This window comes from Saccharopolyspora phatthalungensis (assembly GCF_014203395.1).
Lineage (GTDB): Bacteria > Actinomycetota > Actinomycetes > Mycobacteriales > Pseudonocardiaceae > Saccharopolyspora > Saccharopolyspora phatthalungensis.
This window is the reverse complement of record NZ_JACHIW010000001.1, coordinates 83,725-102,615: the sequence shown is the minus strand read 5'-3', so window position 1 is coordinate 102,615 and position 18,891 is coordinate 83,725. Positions and strand designations below refer to the sequence as shown.

Annotated in this window: 3 protein-coding genes; 2 read left to right on the top strand and 1 reads right to left on the bottom strand. The window is 67.8% G+C overall.

Annotation, left to right across the window (positions count from 1 at the left end):
* Positions 1-7: 7 nt before the first annotated feature.
* Positions 8-1,006 carry a LacI family DNA-binding transcriptional regulator gene (locus BJ970_RS00375; protein ID WP_184722037.1) on the top strand — a complete coding sequence of 333 codons (999 nt, stop codon included), beginning with the start codon at positions 8-10 and terminating at the stop codon, positions 1,004-1,006.
* 117 nt (positions 1,007-1,123) lie between these two features.
* Here the strand turns inward: BJ970_RS00375 and BJ970_RS00370 are convergent, their stop codons facing one another.
* Entirely contained in the window at positions 1,124-2,506 is a 1,383-nt protein-coding gene (locus BJ970_RS00370) for an HNH endonuclease signature motif containing protein (protein ID WP_184722034.1), read from the bottom strand.
* A 1,222-nt stretch (positions 2,507-3,728) separates the two neighbouring features.
* Between BJ970_RS00370 and BJ970_RS00365 the strand changes: the two genes are divergently transcribed.
* Positions 3,729-18,884: a DUF8616 domain-containing protein gene (locus tag BJ970_RS00365; protein WP_446689096.1), complete on the top strand. Its 15,156-nt coding sequence runs from the start codon at positions 3,729-3,731 to the stop codon at positions 18,882-18,884.
* Positions 18,885-18,891: the final 7 nt, after the last annotated feature.

Here is an 18,891-nt window from a genome sequence, read left to right as displayed (position 1 = left end):
GGTGAACATGGTCGGCATCAAGGATGTGGCCCGTCGGGCCGGAGTTTCCATCGGCACGGTGTCCAATGTGGTCAACCGGCCCCACGTGGTCTCGGCCGCGACCCGGATGCGGGTGCTGGCGGTGATCGAGGAACTGGGCTACGTCCGCGACGAATCCGCACGCCAACTGCGGGCCGGCCGCAGCCGGATCATGGCGTTGCTGGTGCTCGACCTGGGAAACCCGTTCTTCGCCGACCTCGCACGCGGCGCGGAGGAGGCGGCGCAGGCCGAAGGCCTCGCCGTCATCGTCTGCGAAAGTGGTCAGCAACCTCAACGGGAGGAGTCGCACCTGGCGATGCTGGCCGAGCAGCGGGTGCGCGGGGTGCTGCTGAGCCCGGTCGATACCTCCGGTGACACGCTGCAGAGCTTCCGCCGCAGCAGGACCCCGTACGTCTTCGTCGACCGCAAGGTGCCGACCGACGAGGCCAGTTCGGTGTCCGTCGACGACGTGGCCGGGGGCGCGTTGGCGGCCCGGCATCTCCTGGACACCGGGCACACCACGATCGCCTTTGTCAACGGGCCGGCGATCCTCGACCAGTGTCGCGACCGCGAGGCTGGGGTGCGATCCGTGCTCGACGGGGCGGGTGTGGAACTCTCCGTGCTGGAGTCGGTCGCGCTCGACGTGCCCTCGGGACGCGACGCCGGGGCGCGGCTGCTCGGCATGAGCCCGCGGCCGACGGCGGTGTTCTGCGCCAACGACCTGCTGGCCATGGGGGTGCTTCAGACGATGGTCGGCGCGGGCGTGCGGGTCCCGGAGGAGATGGCGATCGTCGGCTACGACGACATCGAGTTCGCCGGCGCCGCCGCGGTCCCGCTCAGTTCGGTCCGCCAGCCGGCCACCCGACTGGGCCGCACCGCGGCGGAGATCCTCATCGCCGAAACCTCGGGCGGCGACGAACGCCCGGAGCGCCAACAGATCGTCTTCCAGCCCGAGCTGGTCGTCCGGGCCTCCACGCGCGCCAGGTGATGCGGACGCAGCCCCGCCGAAGTAGAGGTAACGCCCGCCGGGCACTGCGCCGCAGTGGTACGAATGCCTCCTGGCGGCTGGCTGCGGCCGTGGTAGCCGCAAAGCCCAGGGCGCCGGTCAGCTGACCGCCGCTTCGGGACGCGAGCGGCACGATTCGCCCGCCGGGTCCCGCTGGGTGGGGATGAGGTCCCGGAGGTGTTCGCGGTGCTGGGCAGGCAGCGCCTTGCCGCCTGGTCGCGGTCTTCGGTCGATGTCCACGGTGGACGGTGGGATGAAGACGGGTCTGCCCTCGCGCATCTGGATCTCCCACCGCTGGCTGTGCACGGTCCGGTGGTGGTGGCCGCATAGCATTGTCATGTTGGCCAGTTCGGTGGGGCCACCATCGATCCAGCTCACGAGGTGGTGCGCGTCGGGGGTCCCCGGCGGCCGGTCGCAGCCGGGAAACGAACAGACACCGTCGCGCTGAAGCAGCGCGGCGCGCAGGTGCGCGGGTGCGGTTCGCCTGGCCCGGCCGACCTCCAGAGGCAGTCCGTCGCCGTTGAGAACCATGGGCAGTACTTCGCTGTCGCAGGCGATGCGCCGCGCGTTCTCGGCGGTGATCGCACGCCCGGTGTTCAGCGTGCCGGGCATACCCTGCTCATCGAGGAAACCCAGCCCGCGCTTGAGATCTTCGAAGTCGATGGCGATCGTCAGGTGCGGCCGCTGCCCACCGGCACGCGGCACCCCGTCGGAGTCGGTGGCAAGATCGAGCAACGCGGCGAAGCCGTCGGCATTGCGCTGCCCGACACTGCGAGGATCCTTCTCCCCGTCGACCTCCGGGCACGGGGCGGCCAGCGGCTCGATGAGCGCAACGAATTTCGCGCCGGTCTCGCGGTCCAGCCGGGCCTTGATGACCGTCATCCCGTCCCGGGCGGTCGCGTAGTGCAGTTCCCGAGCGTCGTGCTGGTCGGCTTCGTCCTGGTAGGCGCCGTCCTGGTCGAGTAGATACCTGATTCGTTCGGCGATTGTCTCCAGTTCACGCGGCGGCATCTGGCGGGCGTAGCCGGCCAGGGTCGCTTCGACCTCCCCCACCCGGTGACAACGGGCGTACTCGGGCAGCCGGTGAATGCCCGCCACGATCACCCGCGCATGCTCAAGACTGATCGCCCCTTCCGACAAGGCCGCGGCGGTCTGGGGAAGCTCGGCGGGCATCGTCTCGCCATACAGCGAGGCCCGGTCCTCAACGTTATGGGCGACCGTCACCCGGGTTGTGGCGTCCCAGTGGTCGATATTAAGCAGTTCCCGCAACCACACCTGCATCGACCTCGCGCCACGCTCGGCGTGCAGTCCTCGGCGGTCCGCCTCGGCGATGACCTGCAACTGCTCCATCATCGCCATCCGCATGGCCTGCTCACAGCGCTGAATGCGGGCGATGAGCTCGGCATCCGAGCACGACACCACAGACGACCGTGAAGACATCATCTCCACGTTCGCGTCCTGGGTGTCCGTCAACGGTGCCATGCCTCCATTCTCCCAGATTCGAACACCCATTCGCACCCATTTCAGCATCGCTTGATCAGGTGAAAACCCCCACCAAAACCCCGAAAACCCCCACCCAGCAACAAAAACCCTCCACGACACGCCGAAGGCGCCCGCCAGCACGACCGATCAAAGCCTTACGGAACAACCCCAAGCCGACCGGCACCAGTCCCAGCCACGGCCGAATCCGCCAACCCGGCAACGTAACCTGCCGGTTGCGCCAGCCCAGTCCGGGGCCATCCCCGCGATATAAAGCCGAACCGGGGCTGTGGGCCGGATGTCAAGCCTGAAACCTCGAAGAGGCGGCCGCCAGGCCGGGCTTGACCTCCGGAACACAGCCCCCACACTCCACCGATCGCGGGGATGGCCGATCCAACACGGAACCTCCCACAGCCCCAACCCCCTCCAAAGGCGCCCATTCCCCCGAAAACGCGCCCGCGAACCATGCCAACACGGAACCTCCCCCAGCCCCAACCTCCTCAAAAGGCGTCCATTCCCCCGAAAACGCGCCCGCGAACCCTGTCAACACGGAACCTCCCACAGCCCCCACCCCCTCCAAAGGCGCCCATTCCCCCGAAAACGCGACCGCGAACTCTGTCAACACGGAACCTCCCACAGCCCCCACTCCGCTCGAAAGCGCACTCACCGCTCGGTTCGAGTATTCCGTCAAATCCTGCTATTGAATGGGACGCGGCCTGAACGCGGCGGGCGTATGCCGACCGAGGTACGGACTGGCGGAATACTGGCGTGCTCAGGGCTTCGGCAACCGAACGAAAGCGAATTATAGTTCCTCGTCCAGGAACCTTGATTGCGGTATAGATCACCTTGGGCGCGCACCCACTGCACTGTTCGGGTTGCCCTGGGGCCGTGTTCGTTGCCTGGGGCCGTGTTCGTTGCCAGGGGGCCGTTTTTGCGCGAAATCGTCGCCAGCTCCGCACCAGGATCGTCGGTCTCGCGTGAAAACGCCACGGCGCACGACGGTCGACGGTGGGCGCCATGAGCGAACGGTCCGGACGCGTGTAGCACGCCTGCGGGCGCACCGGCAGAGCATTCTTTCTGTTTTTGGGGTTGAACGTGCATAGTTGTTGCACGCGTGGCGATCTTGGTTTGCGGGTGTGTACGGCGGGTTCATACTATCGGCGTATTGATCTGTTGGTCTTGTCCGCGTGCGGCGTAGCTGAATGGGTGTTTTCGCGTGTCCTTGATGGTGCCGGAGGAGGTGAGGCGGCTTTTTCAGGTATTGACCGGTGAGGACATGACGGATGCGGATGAGGATGCGTTGTTCGCGGTGGCGGGGCGGTTGGAGTCGGACGCGGCGACGGTGGAGAGTTTGGCACCGGTGGTGGGGAATGTGGTGGAGCGGGTGCGGGGTGGGTTTTCGGGCAAGGCGGCGGACCGGTTCGCGCAGCGGTTAGCGGCTTTCGGACCGGTTTTGGAGGCCGGTGCAGTGGGTGTGCGGCAGTTGGCGGAGTTCGTGCGGAATCTGGCGTTGCAGGTGCAGTATTTGAAGTTCGTCACGGTGGGGGGTTTGCTGCTGCTGGTGGCCGAGATCGCCTGGGCGGTGGCGATGGCGGGGCCTACTGGTGGGGCGAGTATGGCGTGGCTGGCGGCGCGGTTCGCGGTGATGCGGTTGTTGCTGACCCGGTGGTGGGGCCAGTTGTTCATGCGGCTGGCGATGAGCCAGGTGGTGGGTATCGGGTTGCAGGTGGTGATGGATGCCGGGGCGCAGGGATTGCAGTTCGCGTTGGGGACGCGGAAGAAGTGGGATGCGGCGATGTCGGAGATGGCGGTGGGGGTCGGCTCGTTCAGCGGGTTGCTGGCGGTGCCGCTCTCGGCGTTGGGCAATGTGGTGGGCAACGCGATCGCCAAAGTCCTGGTGCGGGGTTTGGGTGACAAGATCGATGCTGAGGTGTTGGCGGCGGCGGCGCGGCAGGTGGCCGAGGAGCATGCGGAGCAGTACCCGGTGGCTTCGATGGCGAGATTCGCCGATGTGGTGTCGAAGAACCTAGAGGATTACACGGGTATGTCGGTGCGGGCGATGTGGGTGGCCCGGTTCGGTCACGGCCTGGGCGAGTCCCTGGAAGAGGGCCTGACCGAGATGCTGGGCGAGGCGGGGTATGGCGCGATCAGTGGTCAGGGGGCGCAGTGGAATCCGTTCTCGTTTACCGCCGGGGTGTCGGAGGCGATCGGTTCGGGTATCGGGAATCTGGCGGGCTTGGCGGTGCGGGGCGAGCTGATCCCGGCGGGCCGGGCCCGGGAGGACACGGTCGGGGAGAAGGATTCCGCCAGCACCGACACCGACACGGCCGGCGAGTTGCAGGCCGAGTCCGGGGCGCAGGCGGGCGAGAAGCCCGGTTTTGCGGAGACTTTCAGCGAGAAGCCCGGATCCGCAAAGGAAATGTCCGATGTGGATTCCGGGATTCCGGCGCCGGGTTCCGAAAAGGTGGTGGCCACTGAGCTGGAGAAGGGTTCGGTGGGGCCGGGTGTTGCGGTCACCTCGGCTGTCCTGCCAGACGGCTTGGCCCCCGGGAAAACGTCGCCGGGCGATTCCTCCGGCGCGGCGCATCAGACGTCGGTACCGGATGCCGGGATTGCCACGCCCGCTGGCGCAGACCCGTCTGGCGGACCGGGCCAGGTGGGCGCGGGCGCCGTGGCGGGTGAGGACTCCGAGACCGGTGTGCCCGGGACAACGGTCGTCCCGCCGGTGCCGCGATATCCGGGCGAGGCAGGAGCTCCGGGTGCTTTGCCGGGCCCCGGCAGACTGGGCACCCCGCCGCCGCTCTACAGCTCCCATCAAGGGCAAGATCACGTCCACGGCGAGGCACCGGATACCGGCGAGCCGACCGGGTTTTCCCGTGCTGCTACGTCTCCACCGCCCTACAGCCAGGCCACCGGCGACACCGGTCCCGCTCCGTCTGATGTGGACGGTGTTGATGGCCCGGCGGGACACTCGGCTCCGTCCTCGCCGTCCTCGCCGTCGGGGCCGGAGTCGGTGCCGGGGTTGGGTTCGGTCAGCCAGGGAGGTACGCCGGTCTCTGCCGGCGGGGCAGCGGCCGGGGATTTCCGTACGGACACTGGATCGTCTGGTGTGGACAGTGAAAGTGACAGTGACGGCCGGGCCCGTTCCCCGGCTGCTGATGGCGGGGTAGCGGCGGGGGGCTTTCGTGCCGGCGCACCGCCGATGCACGGCCCGGCTGCTGGGTCCGGCCACGCGGATGCTGGCGGGGCTGGTGCGGGCAGCGCGGGTGCGTCGGTGCAGCATCCGGCACCGGTTCCGGGGGCCGGATCGTCCGGTCCGGGCGGTTCGCTGGTCTCTGACGGTGAACTGACCCGCGGGGAGTCGGGTACCGGTTCACCGCCGCGCAGCGAGCACACGGACACAGGACTGTCTAGTGTGGACAGACCTAGCGCTGGTGTGCGGGCGGTCGAGCCCACGGAGAGCGCGCACGGCCCGCTGGTGGACAAACCGGCAACGGGCGCTGATGTGCCCGGTGTGTCTTCTGGCGGCGTGGTGCCGGAGACGACGTCCCTGGTCGCCGGGTCGGTTGCGGCCACTGACGGGCAGGAATCCACCCGGGGCGGGGGCGGTATTTCCGGTGCGTCGGCGGGTGCGGGTTTGGTTGCGGGCTCTGCGGATCCGGCACGCGGTGGCACGCCGCACTCGCCGATATCGCCGCAGTCGCCGCAGTCGCCGCAGTCGTCGATATCGCCGCAGTCGCCCGTGCAGCCGGGGCCGGTGTCCCCAGGTGGCCGTCTGCCGGTTGCGGCGCCGGTGGGGTTGCCGGCAGACGCCGTACGGGTGCCGGTGCCCGCTGAGGTGGTGACCGGCGGTGGGGTTGCGGAGTTCGTGCGTGGCCAGGTGGGTGATGCGGAAGCGGACCTTATCGTGTTGGCCCCGGGAGAGGGTTCGGGCTCTGGTGTCGCGATCTCGCCGGGTCAGGCAACGGAGGTGGCGCTGGGTCTGGGGCGTGATGTCGTGGCGCTGGTGCCGGGGCGTGGCAGGCGTGGTCCCCGGTGGATGCGGTTCGGGTCGGACGGGACTCGCCCCCGCCCGGTCGGCAGGCCGGGACCGGTTGTGGCCCCGGAGCAGACCGGCCGAGGCCGCGATGAACTGAGTGCCTTGACGGGTTCCTCGGCCACTGTCCCGGCAAGTGCGGCGGAGGTGGCACCGCGTCCGGCGGGACAGGAGCGTGGTGCCGAGACGGTGCCGGCGGTCGCGGAGGCCCAGGCCACGGCGACCGGCCCTAAGGAAGAAACCCGAGGGCACACCCAGGACGAACCGACGGCCCGGCCTTCGGTGCCCGCCGTGCTGGCGGTGCGGGGGTCGGACGAGTCGGTGACCTACCCGGAATGGACAAGATCACCGGGATACGCGGAAGCCGCACCGGACCGGGAGCGGTTGCTAGTGGTGCTGGGCGGTGACCGTGCGGCGGTGTCCGGTGACTCGGTGGCTCAGGCACGGCGCTCGGGTGCGGATGTGCTGGCCCGGACCGGCACCGCAGGCGGTCCACAATGGATGTTGTTCCGGGCGGACGGGCGCGAGCCGCAGCCGGTCGAGCCGCCGGCGGAGATAGCTCGCTTTGCGACTCCGGAACCGTTGTTGGTCTTCGGACCGGATGATGGCGCGGTGGCGGCCGAAGCGGCGGCGCTGGCCTCGGACATGCCGGGCGTGCAGGTGGTGGGCATGCACGTGACCCCGCAGGGGGGTGCGCGGTGGCCGGACGGAGTAGTGGATCCGGAGGAATCCGCCAACCGGATACGGCGGGACCGGCGTTTCGTGGCGGGGTTGCCGGTGGCGTTGTTCGGATGCGGTGCGGGGCGGCGTTCGAGGCCGGTTGCGGCGTCGTTCGCGCAGCGGTTCGCCACCGGGCTGCGCGCGCAGCTATGGACCACGGAGGCCAGTGGGGTCTGGCAGACCGACGATGGCGCGGTGCACGCCACCGAAACAACGGTGACCGCCGATGGGCGGATGCTGCCGGTGTTCGTCGACGGCCAGGGGACCGGCCAGTGGTCGCTGCTCGGTCCCGACGGACAAGAACTGCGCACCCATGGCCCGGAATTGCGCGCCGCACTGACCGGAGCGGCCCAGCCGCGCTATGCCGACCACACCCGCCCCGAACCGGTGATCAGGTGGGCAGACGACGAAGATGTCGCGCTTACTGATGCCGATGAGGGTGGGACGAGGGGCAACGAGCTGTTGAGCGGGTGGTGGGACGCGACCGATCGCGAGGATGCCGCGGCGTTCGTTAGGCGCAGGCTATCGGATGAGGATGTGCGGAGGCTGGCTGATGAGGTGGAGTTGCGTTACCGGGATGGCGTGGGTGGGCCTGGTACGCGCAGTGGGCAGCGGTTGCGGGGCAGGCTTGTTCACCTTCTCCAGCTGACCGAGGAGTTGGGTGGGCGACCGGACGTCGCGCAGGCGCGGGATGTCCGGTTGGTGGCGGACTGGATTCGGGATGTCGGTCGGATGCGGGGGCCGACGGTGTTCCCTGCGGATGTGCACGGTCTTTTGCAGGAGCTGACCGGGACCACCACGAACGCTCGCCTGCATGAAGTGCGGTTCTTGGCGGATGTTGTTCGGCGAGCCGAGGAGGGTTTGGAGCAGCGGCGGGCGACGGTGGACGAAGTGCGGGAGCAATGGCGGCGTGGGGCCACGCGGGCCGTGACATTGCGGATGGGGGGTCAGGCCGAGAACACCGTGGTGTATCCGGTCAGTATGGCCTCGTCGCGGTGGTGGCGAGATTTTCACGGTGGCCGGGTGCAGATGGATCAGGTGCGGCGTGAGATGGGGATCCCCGGTGATCGGGATCCGATGGTCGTCGTGGTGGAGGCGAGGCGGCGGACGGCTGGTGCGGAGAAATCGTTCCTGATCGGTGATGCGGTTCGCGGTTCGACCGCGCATCTGGAGACGCCGTGGGAGCTTGGCCAGGGGGTCGCCGGCACCGAGCAGTACCAGCGGATCGCCGGGAACAACGCGGACAGTCCGGTCGTCTTGGTGGTGTTGGGCGGCAACGCCGGGCTTGGGGTGCATTTGAGTCGTGACGAACTCGCTCGGAGATTCGCCGCGGGGCTCAGTGCGGGCGGGGATGGTGTCCGGCAGGTTCTTTTGGCGGAGGGCTACATTTCGCATGATCCTGCCGGGTTCGGGTTGGCCGCCGTGGGGCCACCGACCGGTGCCCGCCAGGATCCGGGAGTGGTGCTGCCCTCGGGTGTGCGGCCGAACGTGCTCGCGCTGCGGCTGCGTTCCGCGCCGGGGCACACGATCGCCTATCCCGCCGATGCTACGACCGAGGGTCGACTGCTTTCAGCGGCCCGCGAGGGTTCGGGAAGGCAGGCTATTGACGCTGGTTCGCCCATCTCGGTGCTGACGTGGATCGCACCTTGGGGCGGGTTCATCGTCGCTGACCGGCACACGTGGGAAACGCAGGAGGTAACCCCACGGGAGTTCGCTCGTTGGGTGGTCGAAGACGCGCGATCCCACGGGATCGTCGGGCACGACGACGACCGCCCGGTCGTCGTCCGCACTTTCCTCAGAGAGCGTGTGCAAACGCTGCCAGCGGCGGCGCGGCGTGAGCTGTTCCGGCAGCATGAGCGGATCTGGCATGAGTTGGCCGAGGGCTTCCGTGAGGCGGGATATCACGGGCCGATTCACGTGACCTCACTAGACAGAGCGACACACGGCCCCGAGGCCGATCTTGTGGTTCCGTGGTCGCCGCAATTGCGGCTGACAATCCGGAATGGTGTAGACGTGATCGACGCGGTCGCGTACCCGCGCGACAGTGCTGAGGAAGCCGCTTGGCGGCGGTGGGCGCAGTCGGCGGGGCCTGGCCTGGATTGGCTGCTGGCACAGATGGGTTATGAACCACCGATCCTCGTGCTGGCGTGCCGGGCGGATCGTGACACTTTCGCCTACGTCGATCCCGAAACCCGCGAGACCAGCCGCCTGAGCGCCGGGGCGTTCGGCCGGATCGTGGCTGGAGCAGTGGGCGAGATAGCGGCCTCGAATCCCAGCAAGACCGTCGTCGTGTTCGCCGTGCGTCCGGATTCCGGGGGTGCCCTGCGCGAGCAAGAGCGTCGGCAACTCGCGAGCGGGATACACCGATACGGCCACGAAGGGCCGGTTTATGTTGCTTCCGTTGTAGAACGCCATGTGGGCGAGAATATTCGGTTTGTACCGTGGGGCATCACTCTCGCCGGAGGGCATCCGCACGCCGCCGAACTCCAAGTGCGGCTTGTGGGTCAACACTCCCGGTCGGAGCATATCGTGTTGGCGGCAGGCGGAACCTCGGCGGATGTGAACTGGTGGTCCCAGTGGAACTCCGGCGATTTCCAGGTGAATGTTCGGCAACGGTTCGGGTTGCAAGAGACGAACGTTGTGCTCGCGCGGTTGTGGGGTGATGAGTTCGTCACGCCGTCGGGCACCGTGTCGGCCTTCGAATTCGGCCGCCGGCTGGCGCTCAACGCGAATTACAACGACTATATCGTCGATATAGCCCCTGTCTTGTTGGCGACGTTCGGAGCCGAGACCGGGCTCGGCGAGCACGCCGCGCGTGAGTTCGCCCGTGGTGTGTGGAGCAATGACCCGGATCGTGAGGTTTGGGTGACGGATCGGGATTTCCGGGTGCGGCGCGATGCGGACGACGTAGCCGTCATACCCCTCGATACAGATCCACCGAGGTTCGTGCCGTCACGGAACTGGTCTCCGGTGGCTAGGTTGAGCCGGCCCGCGGACGACGACTTCGGGCCGGTGCTGGTGTACCCGTACCGCCCAGGATGGGCGCCACCGCTTGCCGTGGATATGGACTGGTTTGTCTCGGAGGCCGGCCACCGGCGGCCGGTGGTCGTGGTGGCCCGGTCGGTGCGCGGACGCTTCCATGTGGTTGATCCGTCGACTGACGAGACGAGGGTTCTCGGGCCTTCGGACTTCGGTACGAGTGTGCTCAGGAACGAGGAGTTCCAGCAGTCTGTCAGCGATGACCCGGCCCGTCCGGTGGTGGTGGTGTTCGACTGGTGGCCGTCGGGTTTGACCGAGGGGGAAGCGCGGGCCTTGGCGGAGGGGTTGCGCGGCGACGGGATCCGGCGGCCCGTTTTCCTGTCGATGGGCCAGTTCCGGGTACACGAGTCCGGGCGGCGGCCGTACGCCTTGGTTGAGGCGCCGTCAGCGCAGTCCGCCCTGCTGACACATCCGGCCAGTGCTGTCGATGCGCAGCGGCCGCTGCTGCTCTCCTATGTGGATGATTCCGATGCGGGTGTTGCCGACCAGGTTCGCTCGTTCGGGGTTTCCCGGTTGCTGTCGGAACTGGGGTATCGGGGTCCCCAACAGCCGATTGTCATCCTCACGAGCACGATTTCCGGTTCTTTCCTCGCCTCAGCATCAGGGCTATCACCTGCGAACTTTGGCGAATTCCTGGCGGCAGAACCGAAATACCTTGAGGCGACCCGAGGTGACTGGCGGCGACCGGTCGTGATCGTCCCATTAGGGGGACGGTTCGACTCCGTTTCGGTGGAGGATCTCACTCCATTCACCGCACGCCTGCTGGGCACCCCCGACGCCGACCGGCCTGTCTACATTTCACACGACAACATTCCGGCGGACGGTCTCGCCATGCTGGAAGACGGGGTCGTTGCGTTGCCCGGTCTGAGACTGCTGACGCCCGACCGAATGCAGCTTCCCCGGATGCGGGAGGAATTGGAGTCCCAGCCCTTGCGTGTTGGCGTTGCCGAGGAGTCGGCGCTCAACGCCGTGGGTTTCCCGGTGGAACCGGAAGACGCGGGCCACTGGGAACAATGGGGCTCATTGAATTTCGCCGGGTACGGGCCCATGCTGCGGCGCGCAGTAAGCGAGTTCGATCCGGATCCGCTGTTCGTCTTTGTGAAGGTGTCGGGCGAACGAATCGTAGTAATGGCTCACGATTCTGACTCGGAGCCGGAGCCGGAATTCGAGGCTGCGTATGCCCCTGAGGCCGGGCGTAGGCGCGAGTCGCCGGATCCTGTGGAGGTGGGCATGCTCATCCAGCATTCTCCGTATTTCCAGGACCTTGAGTACCCGTTTTCCGACCCGGTGGATGCCGGGCAGCTCGGGCGGACGGTGGTAATCGTGCCGATGTCGTATGGTGAGTCACTTCCGGACTGGTACGAAAGGGCTCTCGCCGAAGGTCTGCGCCGGGTTGGTGGGCCGCCGCGACCCGTGTACGTCTACGACGGCTACCGCCATGAGGCTTTCGGCATCGATGACGTGCTGGATCGGTTGCGGAATGTGACGCCGGAGTTGCATTGGCGGCGGGCTGGGGAAGTCCGTGATCTGGAGGAGCATCGTGAGCTCGTGCCGCGTTATGAGCGGGATTCCCCGCCGAGTTATGCCAGTGCCGGGGAGGTGGCTTCGGCGGTCGCGGCGGTCGACAGGCGACGCGCGGCGGCCGTGCCGGGTGCCCCCGCTCGACCCGCTGAGGTGACGGAAACCGAGATCGCAACCTTGCACCAGCGGTGGAGCGGGGAGTTCCGGGAGGCCGAGCGGGTGCTGAGCGCGCTGCCGGCTGATGGGGTGGCGGATCTGCAGGCCCGGGCCGGGACAATCCTCGAAAGCCTGTGGGAACGCCCGAGGCAGGGCGACACATCCTCGGCGATGGCGATGCAGGCGTTGTGGGACCGGATGGCTCAACGGATCGCGTTCCGGCTCTCCGGCGACGCGTCGGAGACGAGAGCATGGGCGGAGGCCGCGGCGATGGCGGCGAGCGTTCCGTCTTTGCCTGTGGTGCTGGCGGTGCGGGGGTCGGACGAGTCGGTTGTCTACCCGGAATGGACTAGATCGCCGGGGTACGCGGCGGTTTCGCCGGAGCAGGGGCGGCTGTTGGTGTTGGGTAGTGACCGCGTGGTGGTGCCTGGTGAGTCGGTGGCTGAGGCACGGCGGTCGGGTGTGGATGTGCTGGCGCGGACCGACACCGAAGGTGGTCCACAGTGGATTTTGTTGCGCGCGGATGGGGGTACGCCGTTCCGGGTGGAGCCCTCGGCGGAGGTGGGGCGGTTGCCGAGTCCGGCGCCGTTGATGTTCTTTGCCGATGATGAGGGCGGGGTGGCCGTTGAGGCGGCGGCGTTGGCTGCGGATGTGCCGGGTGTGCAGGTGGTGGGTCTGCATGTGACACCCGAAGGGGGTGCTCGGTGGCCGGATGGGGAGTTGAGTCCGGAGGAGTCGGCCGAGCGGGTGTGGCGCGACCAGCGCTTCGTCGCCGGGTTACCGGTGGCGTTGTTCGGGTGTGGTGCGGGGCGGCGTTCGGGGTCGGGTGAGCCGTCGTTCGCGCAGCGGTTCGCGGCAAGGCTGCGGGCGCAGGTGTGGACGGCGGATGCCAGCGATGTCTGGCAGACCAGGGATGGTGCGGTACACGCCACGGAGTCGGTGGTCTCCGGTGATGGGCGGATGCTGCCGGTGTTCGTCGACGGCCAGGGAACCGGCCAGTGGTCACTGCTGGGTCCAGATGGGCAGGAGGTGTTCTCACGCGGTCCGGAGTTGCGGGCCGCGCTGACCGACTCGGCCGCGCCGCGCTATGCGGAGGGAGCTAGCCAGGAGGCGCTGATCAGGTGGGCAGACGATGCCGATGCCGCGCCGGCCGCTGGAGGACGGCCGATCGATGAGTTGTTGAGGGAGTGGAGGGCCGCGCGTGGGCAGGAGGATGGTGAATTAGCCGCTGGGCGGGGGCTGGCTGATGAGGATGTGTGGCGGGTGGCTGATGCGGTGGAGTTGCGTTATCGGAGTGGGGTGGGTCAGCGGCCGGGGACGCGTAGTTGGGAGCGGTTGCGGGTTCGGCTTGTTCATGTTTTGCGGTTGACCGAGCAGTTGGGCGGGCAACCGACCGTCGCGGATGCGCGGGATGTTCGGTTGGTGGCGGACTGGATTCGGGATACCGGTCGGATGCAGGGGCCGATGGTGACGGCTGCGGATGTGCACGGCGTCGTGCAGGAGTTGACAGACGATCCCAGGAACGTTCGTTTCCACGAGGCTCGCTACCTGGCCGGTGTTCTCCGTGATCAGGGCGTGGAAGGAAGGCGTGAACGGCAGGCGAGTGTGGCCGAGTTGCGGGCGCAGTGGCGGCGTGGGGCCACGCGGGCTGTGACTTTGCGGATGGGTGGGCATGCCGAGAACACCGTGGCGTATCCGGTCAGTATGGCGTCGTCGCGGTGGTGGCGGGATTTTCACGGTGGCCGGGTGGATCTGGATCGGGTGCGGCGGGAGATGGGGATCGCCGGTGACCGGGATCCGGTCGTCGTCGTGGTGGAGGCGCGGCGGCGGACGGCTGGTGCGGAGAAGTCGTTCCTGATCGGTGATGCGGTTCGCGGTACGACCGCGCACCTGGAGACGCCGTGGGAGCTTGGTCAGTGGGTGGCCGGTACCGAGCAGTACCAGCGGATTGCCGGAAGCAATCAGGACGGTCCGGTCGTCTTGGTGGTCACGGGTGGCAACGCGGGGCTCGGGGTGCATCTGAGTCGTGACGAGCTCACGCGGCGATTCGCCGAGGGGCTTACCGCGGGTGGGGACGGCAGCCGGCAGGTTCTGCTGGCGGAGGGCTATATCTCGCAGGATCCTTCCGGGTTCGGGTTGATCGCTGTGGACTCGGGGACTGGTCGTGCGCAGGACGCGGGGCTGATGCTGCCCTCGGGTGTGGGAGCGAGCGTGTTGGCGTTGCGGATGGACTCGGCTCACGAGAACACGATCGCTTATCCCGTTAACGCCGAGAACAGGGACGACTTCCGCGCGCTGGCTGGCTCGGATTCTCTTCGCATGGATTCGGTGCGGCAGGCTGTCGAGGCCGATTCGCCGATCTTCGTGCTCGCATGGACCACACCGCAGGGCGTATTCATCGTCGCCGACGAGGATACGGGGGAAATGCGGGATCTGACCCCACGCGAGTTCGCTCGTCAGATGATCGAGGACGCGCGCTCCCACGGGATCGCGAGCCGCTACGACGACCGCGCCGTCGTTGTCTTCACTTATGCCAGCACATATCGGGTACCAATGCCGAATCAGGCACGGGAGGAGCTGGCTAAGGCCATGCGCGATGCGGGGCATCGCGGACCGGTGCACGTGGCCACCTGGGACAGTGCGACGAACGGCCCCAGGCTGGGTCCCGAGAGCGAACCGGTCCTGGATCAGTCCTTCGAACTCGTGGACCCGTGGTCGCCGCGATCGTGGCTGGCGATACCGGCGGAATCAGGCGTGATCGATGTGGTCGCGTATCCCAAGGACAGTGCCGAGGCGGCGACTTGGCGGCGATGGGCGGAGTCGGGGCCCGACCTGGACTGGCTGCCGGCCCAGGCGCGTGATGATGGAGCACCTGTCTTCGTGCTGGCGGGCCAGGAGTCGGACGGAATGTTCGTCTACGTCGACCCCGCAACCCGGCAGACCGGTTGGCTGAGCCCCGGGGCGTTCGGCCGGGAAGTGGCTGGAGCATTGGGCGAGATAACGACCTCGAACCCGGGCAAGGCCGTCGTCGTGCTTGCCGTGCAGCAGGATGTAGGGACTGCCATGAGCGAGCAGGAGGGCTGGCGGCTCGCGAGCGGGATACGTCGAAATGGTCACGACGGCCCGCTTTACATCGCCAACGTCGAGGATAACCAGGATACTTGGCTTGCGGTTAAGGACATCGCTCTTGCCGGAGGACTTCCGCGGGTCGCGGAACTTTCGGTGTCGGAGCTGAATTCCGCCAACCCGTCGCATGTTTTGCTGGCAGCCGGTGGGACCTCGGCGGATGTGGATTGGTGGTACCGGTGGTCATCGGGTGGCTTCCGGGTGACCGCTGCCCGATGGGTCGGGCTGGGTTCGACGACCGTTGCGCTGGCCCGGTTGTGGGGCGAGGAGTTCGTCACGCCATCGGGCACCGTGTCGGCTTTCGAGTTCGGCCGCCAGCTGGTACTCAGCTCGAATTACGGGATCTCGGCTCTGCGCCCGGGTGTTCCCGTCCTGTTGGCGACGGTGGGAGCCGAGAGTGGGCTCGGTGCGGACGCCGCGAGTGAGTTCGCCCGTGGCGTGTGGAGCAACGACCCGGATCGGACGGTCCTGGTCACGGATCGGGATTTTCGGTTGCGGCGCGATGCGAACGGTGCGGCCGTTCTCCACTTCGACGAAGATCCTCCGCGGTTCGTGCCATCGCGGAACTGGTCGCCGATGGCTGCGCGGATCCGGGCCGGGGACGAGGACTTCGGGCCGGTGGTGACGTATCCGTCCCGCCCGGGACCGGTGCCACGGCTTTCCGTCGACATGGACTGGGTTGCTTCGGAGACCGGTCGCGGGAAGTCATTCGTTGTGGTGGCCCGGTCGGTGCGCGGACGTTTTCACGTGCTTGATCAGACCGGCGAGACAAGGGTTCTCGCGCCTTCGGACTTCGGTAGCTGTGTGATCGGCAATGCGGGATTCCCGCATTTCTTCCGCGATGATCCGAACCGGCCGGTCGTGGTGGTGTTCGATCGGTGGCCATCGGGTTTGACCGAACGGGACGCGCGGGCGTTGGCGGAGGGGCTGCGCCGCGACGGGGTCCAGCGGCCCGTTTTCCTGTCGATGGGCGAGTTCGCGGAGCGTGAGAGCGGATGGCGGTCGCATGCCTTGGTTGAGGCGCCGTCGGCGCAGTCGGTGATGCTAAGGCATCCGGCCGGTGCCGCCGGTGCGCAGCGGCCGCTGCTCATCTCCTATCTGGACCCGTCCGAAGCGGATGTTGCTGACCAGATTCGTTCGTTCGGGGTTTCCCGGTTGGTGTCGGAGTTGGGGTATCGCGATCCCCAACAGCCGATTGTCGTCCTCGCAAGCGCGGGGGGAAGTAGTTTTTTCCGTGGCGGGGTGCTGTCGCCTGCGCGTTTTGGCGATTTACTGGCGGCGGACCCGGAATACCTTGCGGCGACGCGAGGGGACTGGCGGCGACCGGTCGTGATCATTTCATTGGCGCGGCGGGACGACGTCCGCCTTGCTGGGATGGCGGATCTCACCCCCTTCACGTCGCACCTGCTGGGTAGCCCTGACGCCGACCGACCCGTCTACATCCCGGAAGACAACGTTACGCCGGCCATGCTGGAAGGCGGGACGGTCGGTTTGCCGGGCCTGAGACTGTTGACGCCCGACCGGATGCGGCCTCCTGCCGTGCGGGACGAATTGAAGCCGGAGTATCTCAAAGTTGGCGGCGTGTCGACGCCAAACGGCGTGTGTTTCCCGGTGCAGCCGGAAGAGTTGGGAGCCTGGGCAAGCTGGAGCTCGTTGGACTACCAAGGGTGCGGGCCCATGCTGCGGCGTGCGGTGGGTGAGTTCGATCCGGATCCGCTGTTCGTCTTCGTGAAAGTGGTGGACCAACAAATCGAGGTCATCCGCCACCTAGCGGACGAGTCTGGGGCTGAGTCCGACTCCGGGTCCAGGGCTGAAGGTGGATTCCGCCGTGAGTCGCCGGATCCTGTCGAGCTGGGCATGCTCATTCAGCGTTCCTCGGCTTTCCAGGTTCTGGAGAACTCGGCCTCCAGAATTGCGGATGCCGGTCAGCTCGGGCGAACAGTAGTGCTCGTAGCGGACTCTTTAGACAACGTGCCGCTTCCGAACTGGTACACCAGAGCACTCGCCGAGGGCCTGCGCCGGGTTGGTGGGCCGCCGCGAGCCGTGTACGTCTACGACGGCTTCAGCCACGAGGCCGCCGACACCGACGCCGCGCTGGACCGGCTGCGCAGTGCGACACCGGAGTTGCATTGGCGGCGGGCTGGCGACGCCCGTAACCCGGAGGAACCCCGGGAAATCGTGCCACCCTATGAGCGGGATTTGCCGCCGGATTATCACAGTGCCGGGGAGGTGGCATCCGCGGTCGCGTCGGTCGACAGGCAACGTGAGGTAGCCGGTGTCGCTCGCCCGGCCCTGCCCGCTGAGGTCACGGAAGCCGAGATCGCGAGCGTGCACCGGCACTGGAGCGGGCAGTTCGAGGAGGCCGAGCGGGTGCTCAGCGCACTGCCGGCTGATGGGGTCGCGGATCTGCAGGCCCGGGCCAGGGCGGTCCTGGGCAGTATGTGGGAGCGCCCGAGGCAGGGTGATACGCCCTCGGCGATGGCCGTGCAGGACTTGTGGGACCGGATGGCCCAGCGGGTCGCCTTCCGGCTGTCCGGCGAGGGGGCGGAGACGGGAGCATGGGCGGAGGCCGCGGCGATGGCGGCGAGTGTTCCGTCTTTGCCTGTGGTGCTGGCGGTGCGGGGGTCGGACGAGTCGGTTGTCTACCCGGAATGGACGAGATCGCCGGGATACGCGCAAGTCTCACCGGACCGTGGTCAGGTGTTGGTGGTACAGGGCAGCGATTCCATGATCGTGACCGGTGAATCGGTGGCTGAGGCGCAGCGGTCGGGCGCGGATGTGCTGGCGCGGATGGACACCGAAGACGGTCCACAGTGGATGGTGTTCCGAGTGGGCGGGGGTGTGCCGCTCCGGGTGGAGCCGCCGGCGGAAGTGGCGCGCTCGGCGAGTCCGGTGCCGTTGCTGGCCTTCGGCCCGGATGAGGATGCGGTGGCGGCTGAGGCGGTGGCGCTGGCCTCGGACTTGCCGGGTGTGCAGGTGGTGGGTGTGCATGTGACACCCGAGGGGGGTGCGCGGTGGCCGGATGGGGAGTTGGGTCCGGAGGAGTCGGCGGAGCGGGTGTGGCGGGATAGGCGTTTTGTGGCGGGGTTGCCGGTGGCGTTGTTCGGGTGTGGTGCGGGACGGCGTCCTGGGGCGGGTGAGGCGTCGTTTGCGCAGCGGTTCGCGGTGGGGTTGGGGGCGTATGTGTGGGCAGCGGGTGCGAGCGATGTGTGGCAGACCCGTGATGGTGCGGTGCATGCCACGGAGTCGGTGGTGTCTGGTGATGGGCGGATGCTGCCGGTGTTCGTCGGGGGCCGGGGAACGGGTCATTGGTCGCTGCTTGGCCCCGACGGGCAGGAGGTGTCCTCGGGTGGTCCGGAGCTGCGGGCCGCCCTGGCCGGGGCGTCACAGCCGCAGTATGCCGAGCAAGCACGCCCCGAAACGGTGATCAGGTGGGCGGACAGCGAGGCTGCGGTGCCGGGCCCGGTGAGCCTGTCGGTGCCGGGGGCGAGGCAACGTGCCGAATACGTCGGGTGGACGCTATCGCCGCATCATGCCGCCGCCGCCCCGCAGGGCGCTCGGCCGCTGCTGGTGCTCGGGCACGAGGAGACGGTCGTTTCCGGTGACGCCGTTGCCGAGGCGCGCGATATCGGGGCGGATGTGTTGGCGCGGGTCGACCTTGGCCGGGGACCGAAGTGGATGCTGTACCGGGCGGATGGAACCCGGCCTCGGCCGGTTGATCCGCCCACCGAACTGAGTCCTCAACCCGTGCCTGGAACCGTTGCCGACCCCAAGGTCCGGTGATTCCCGC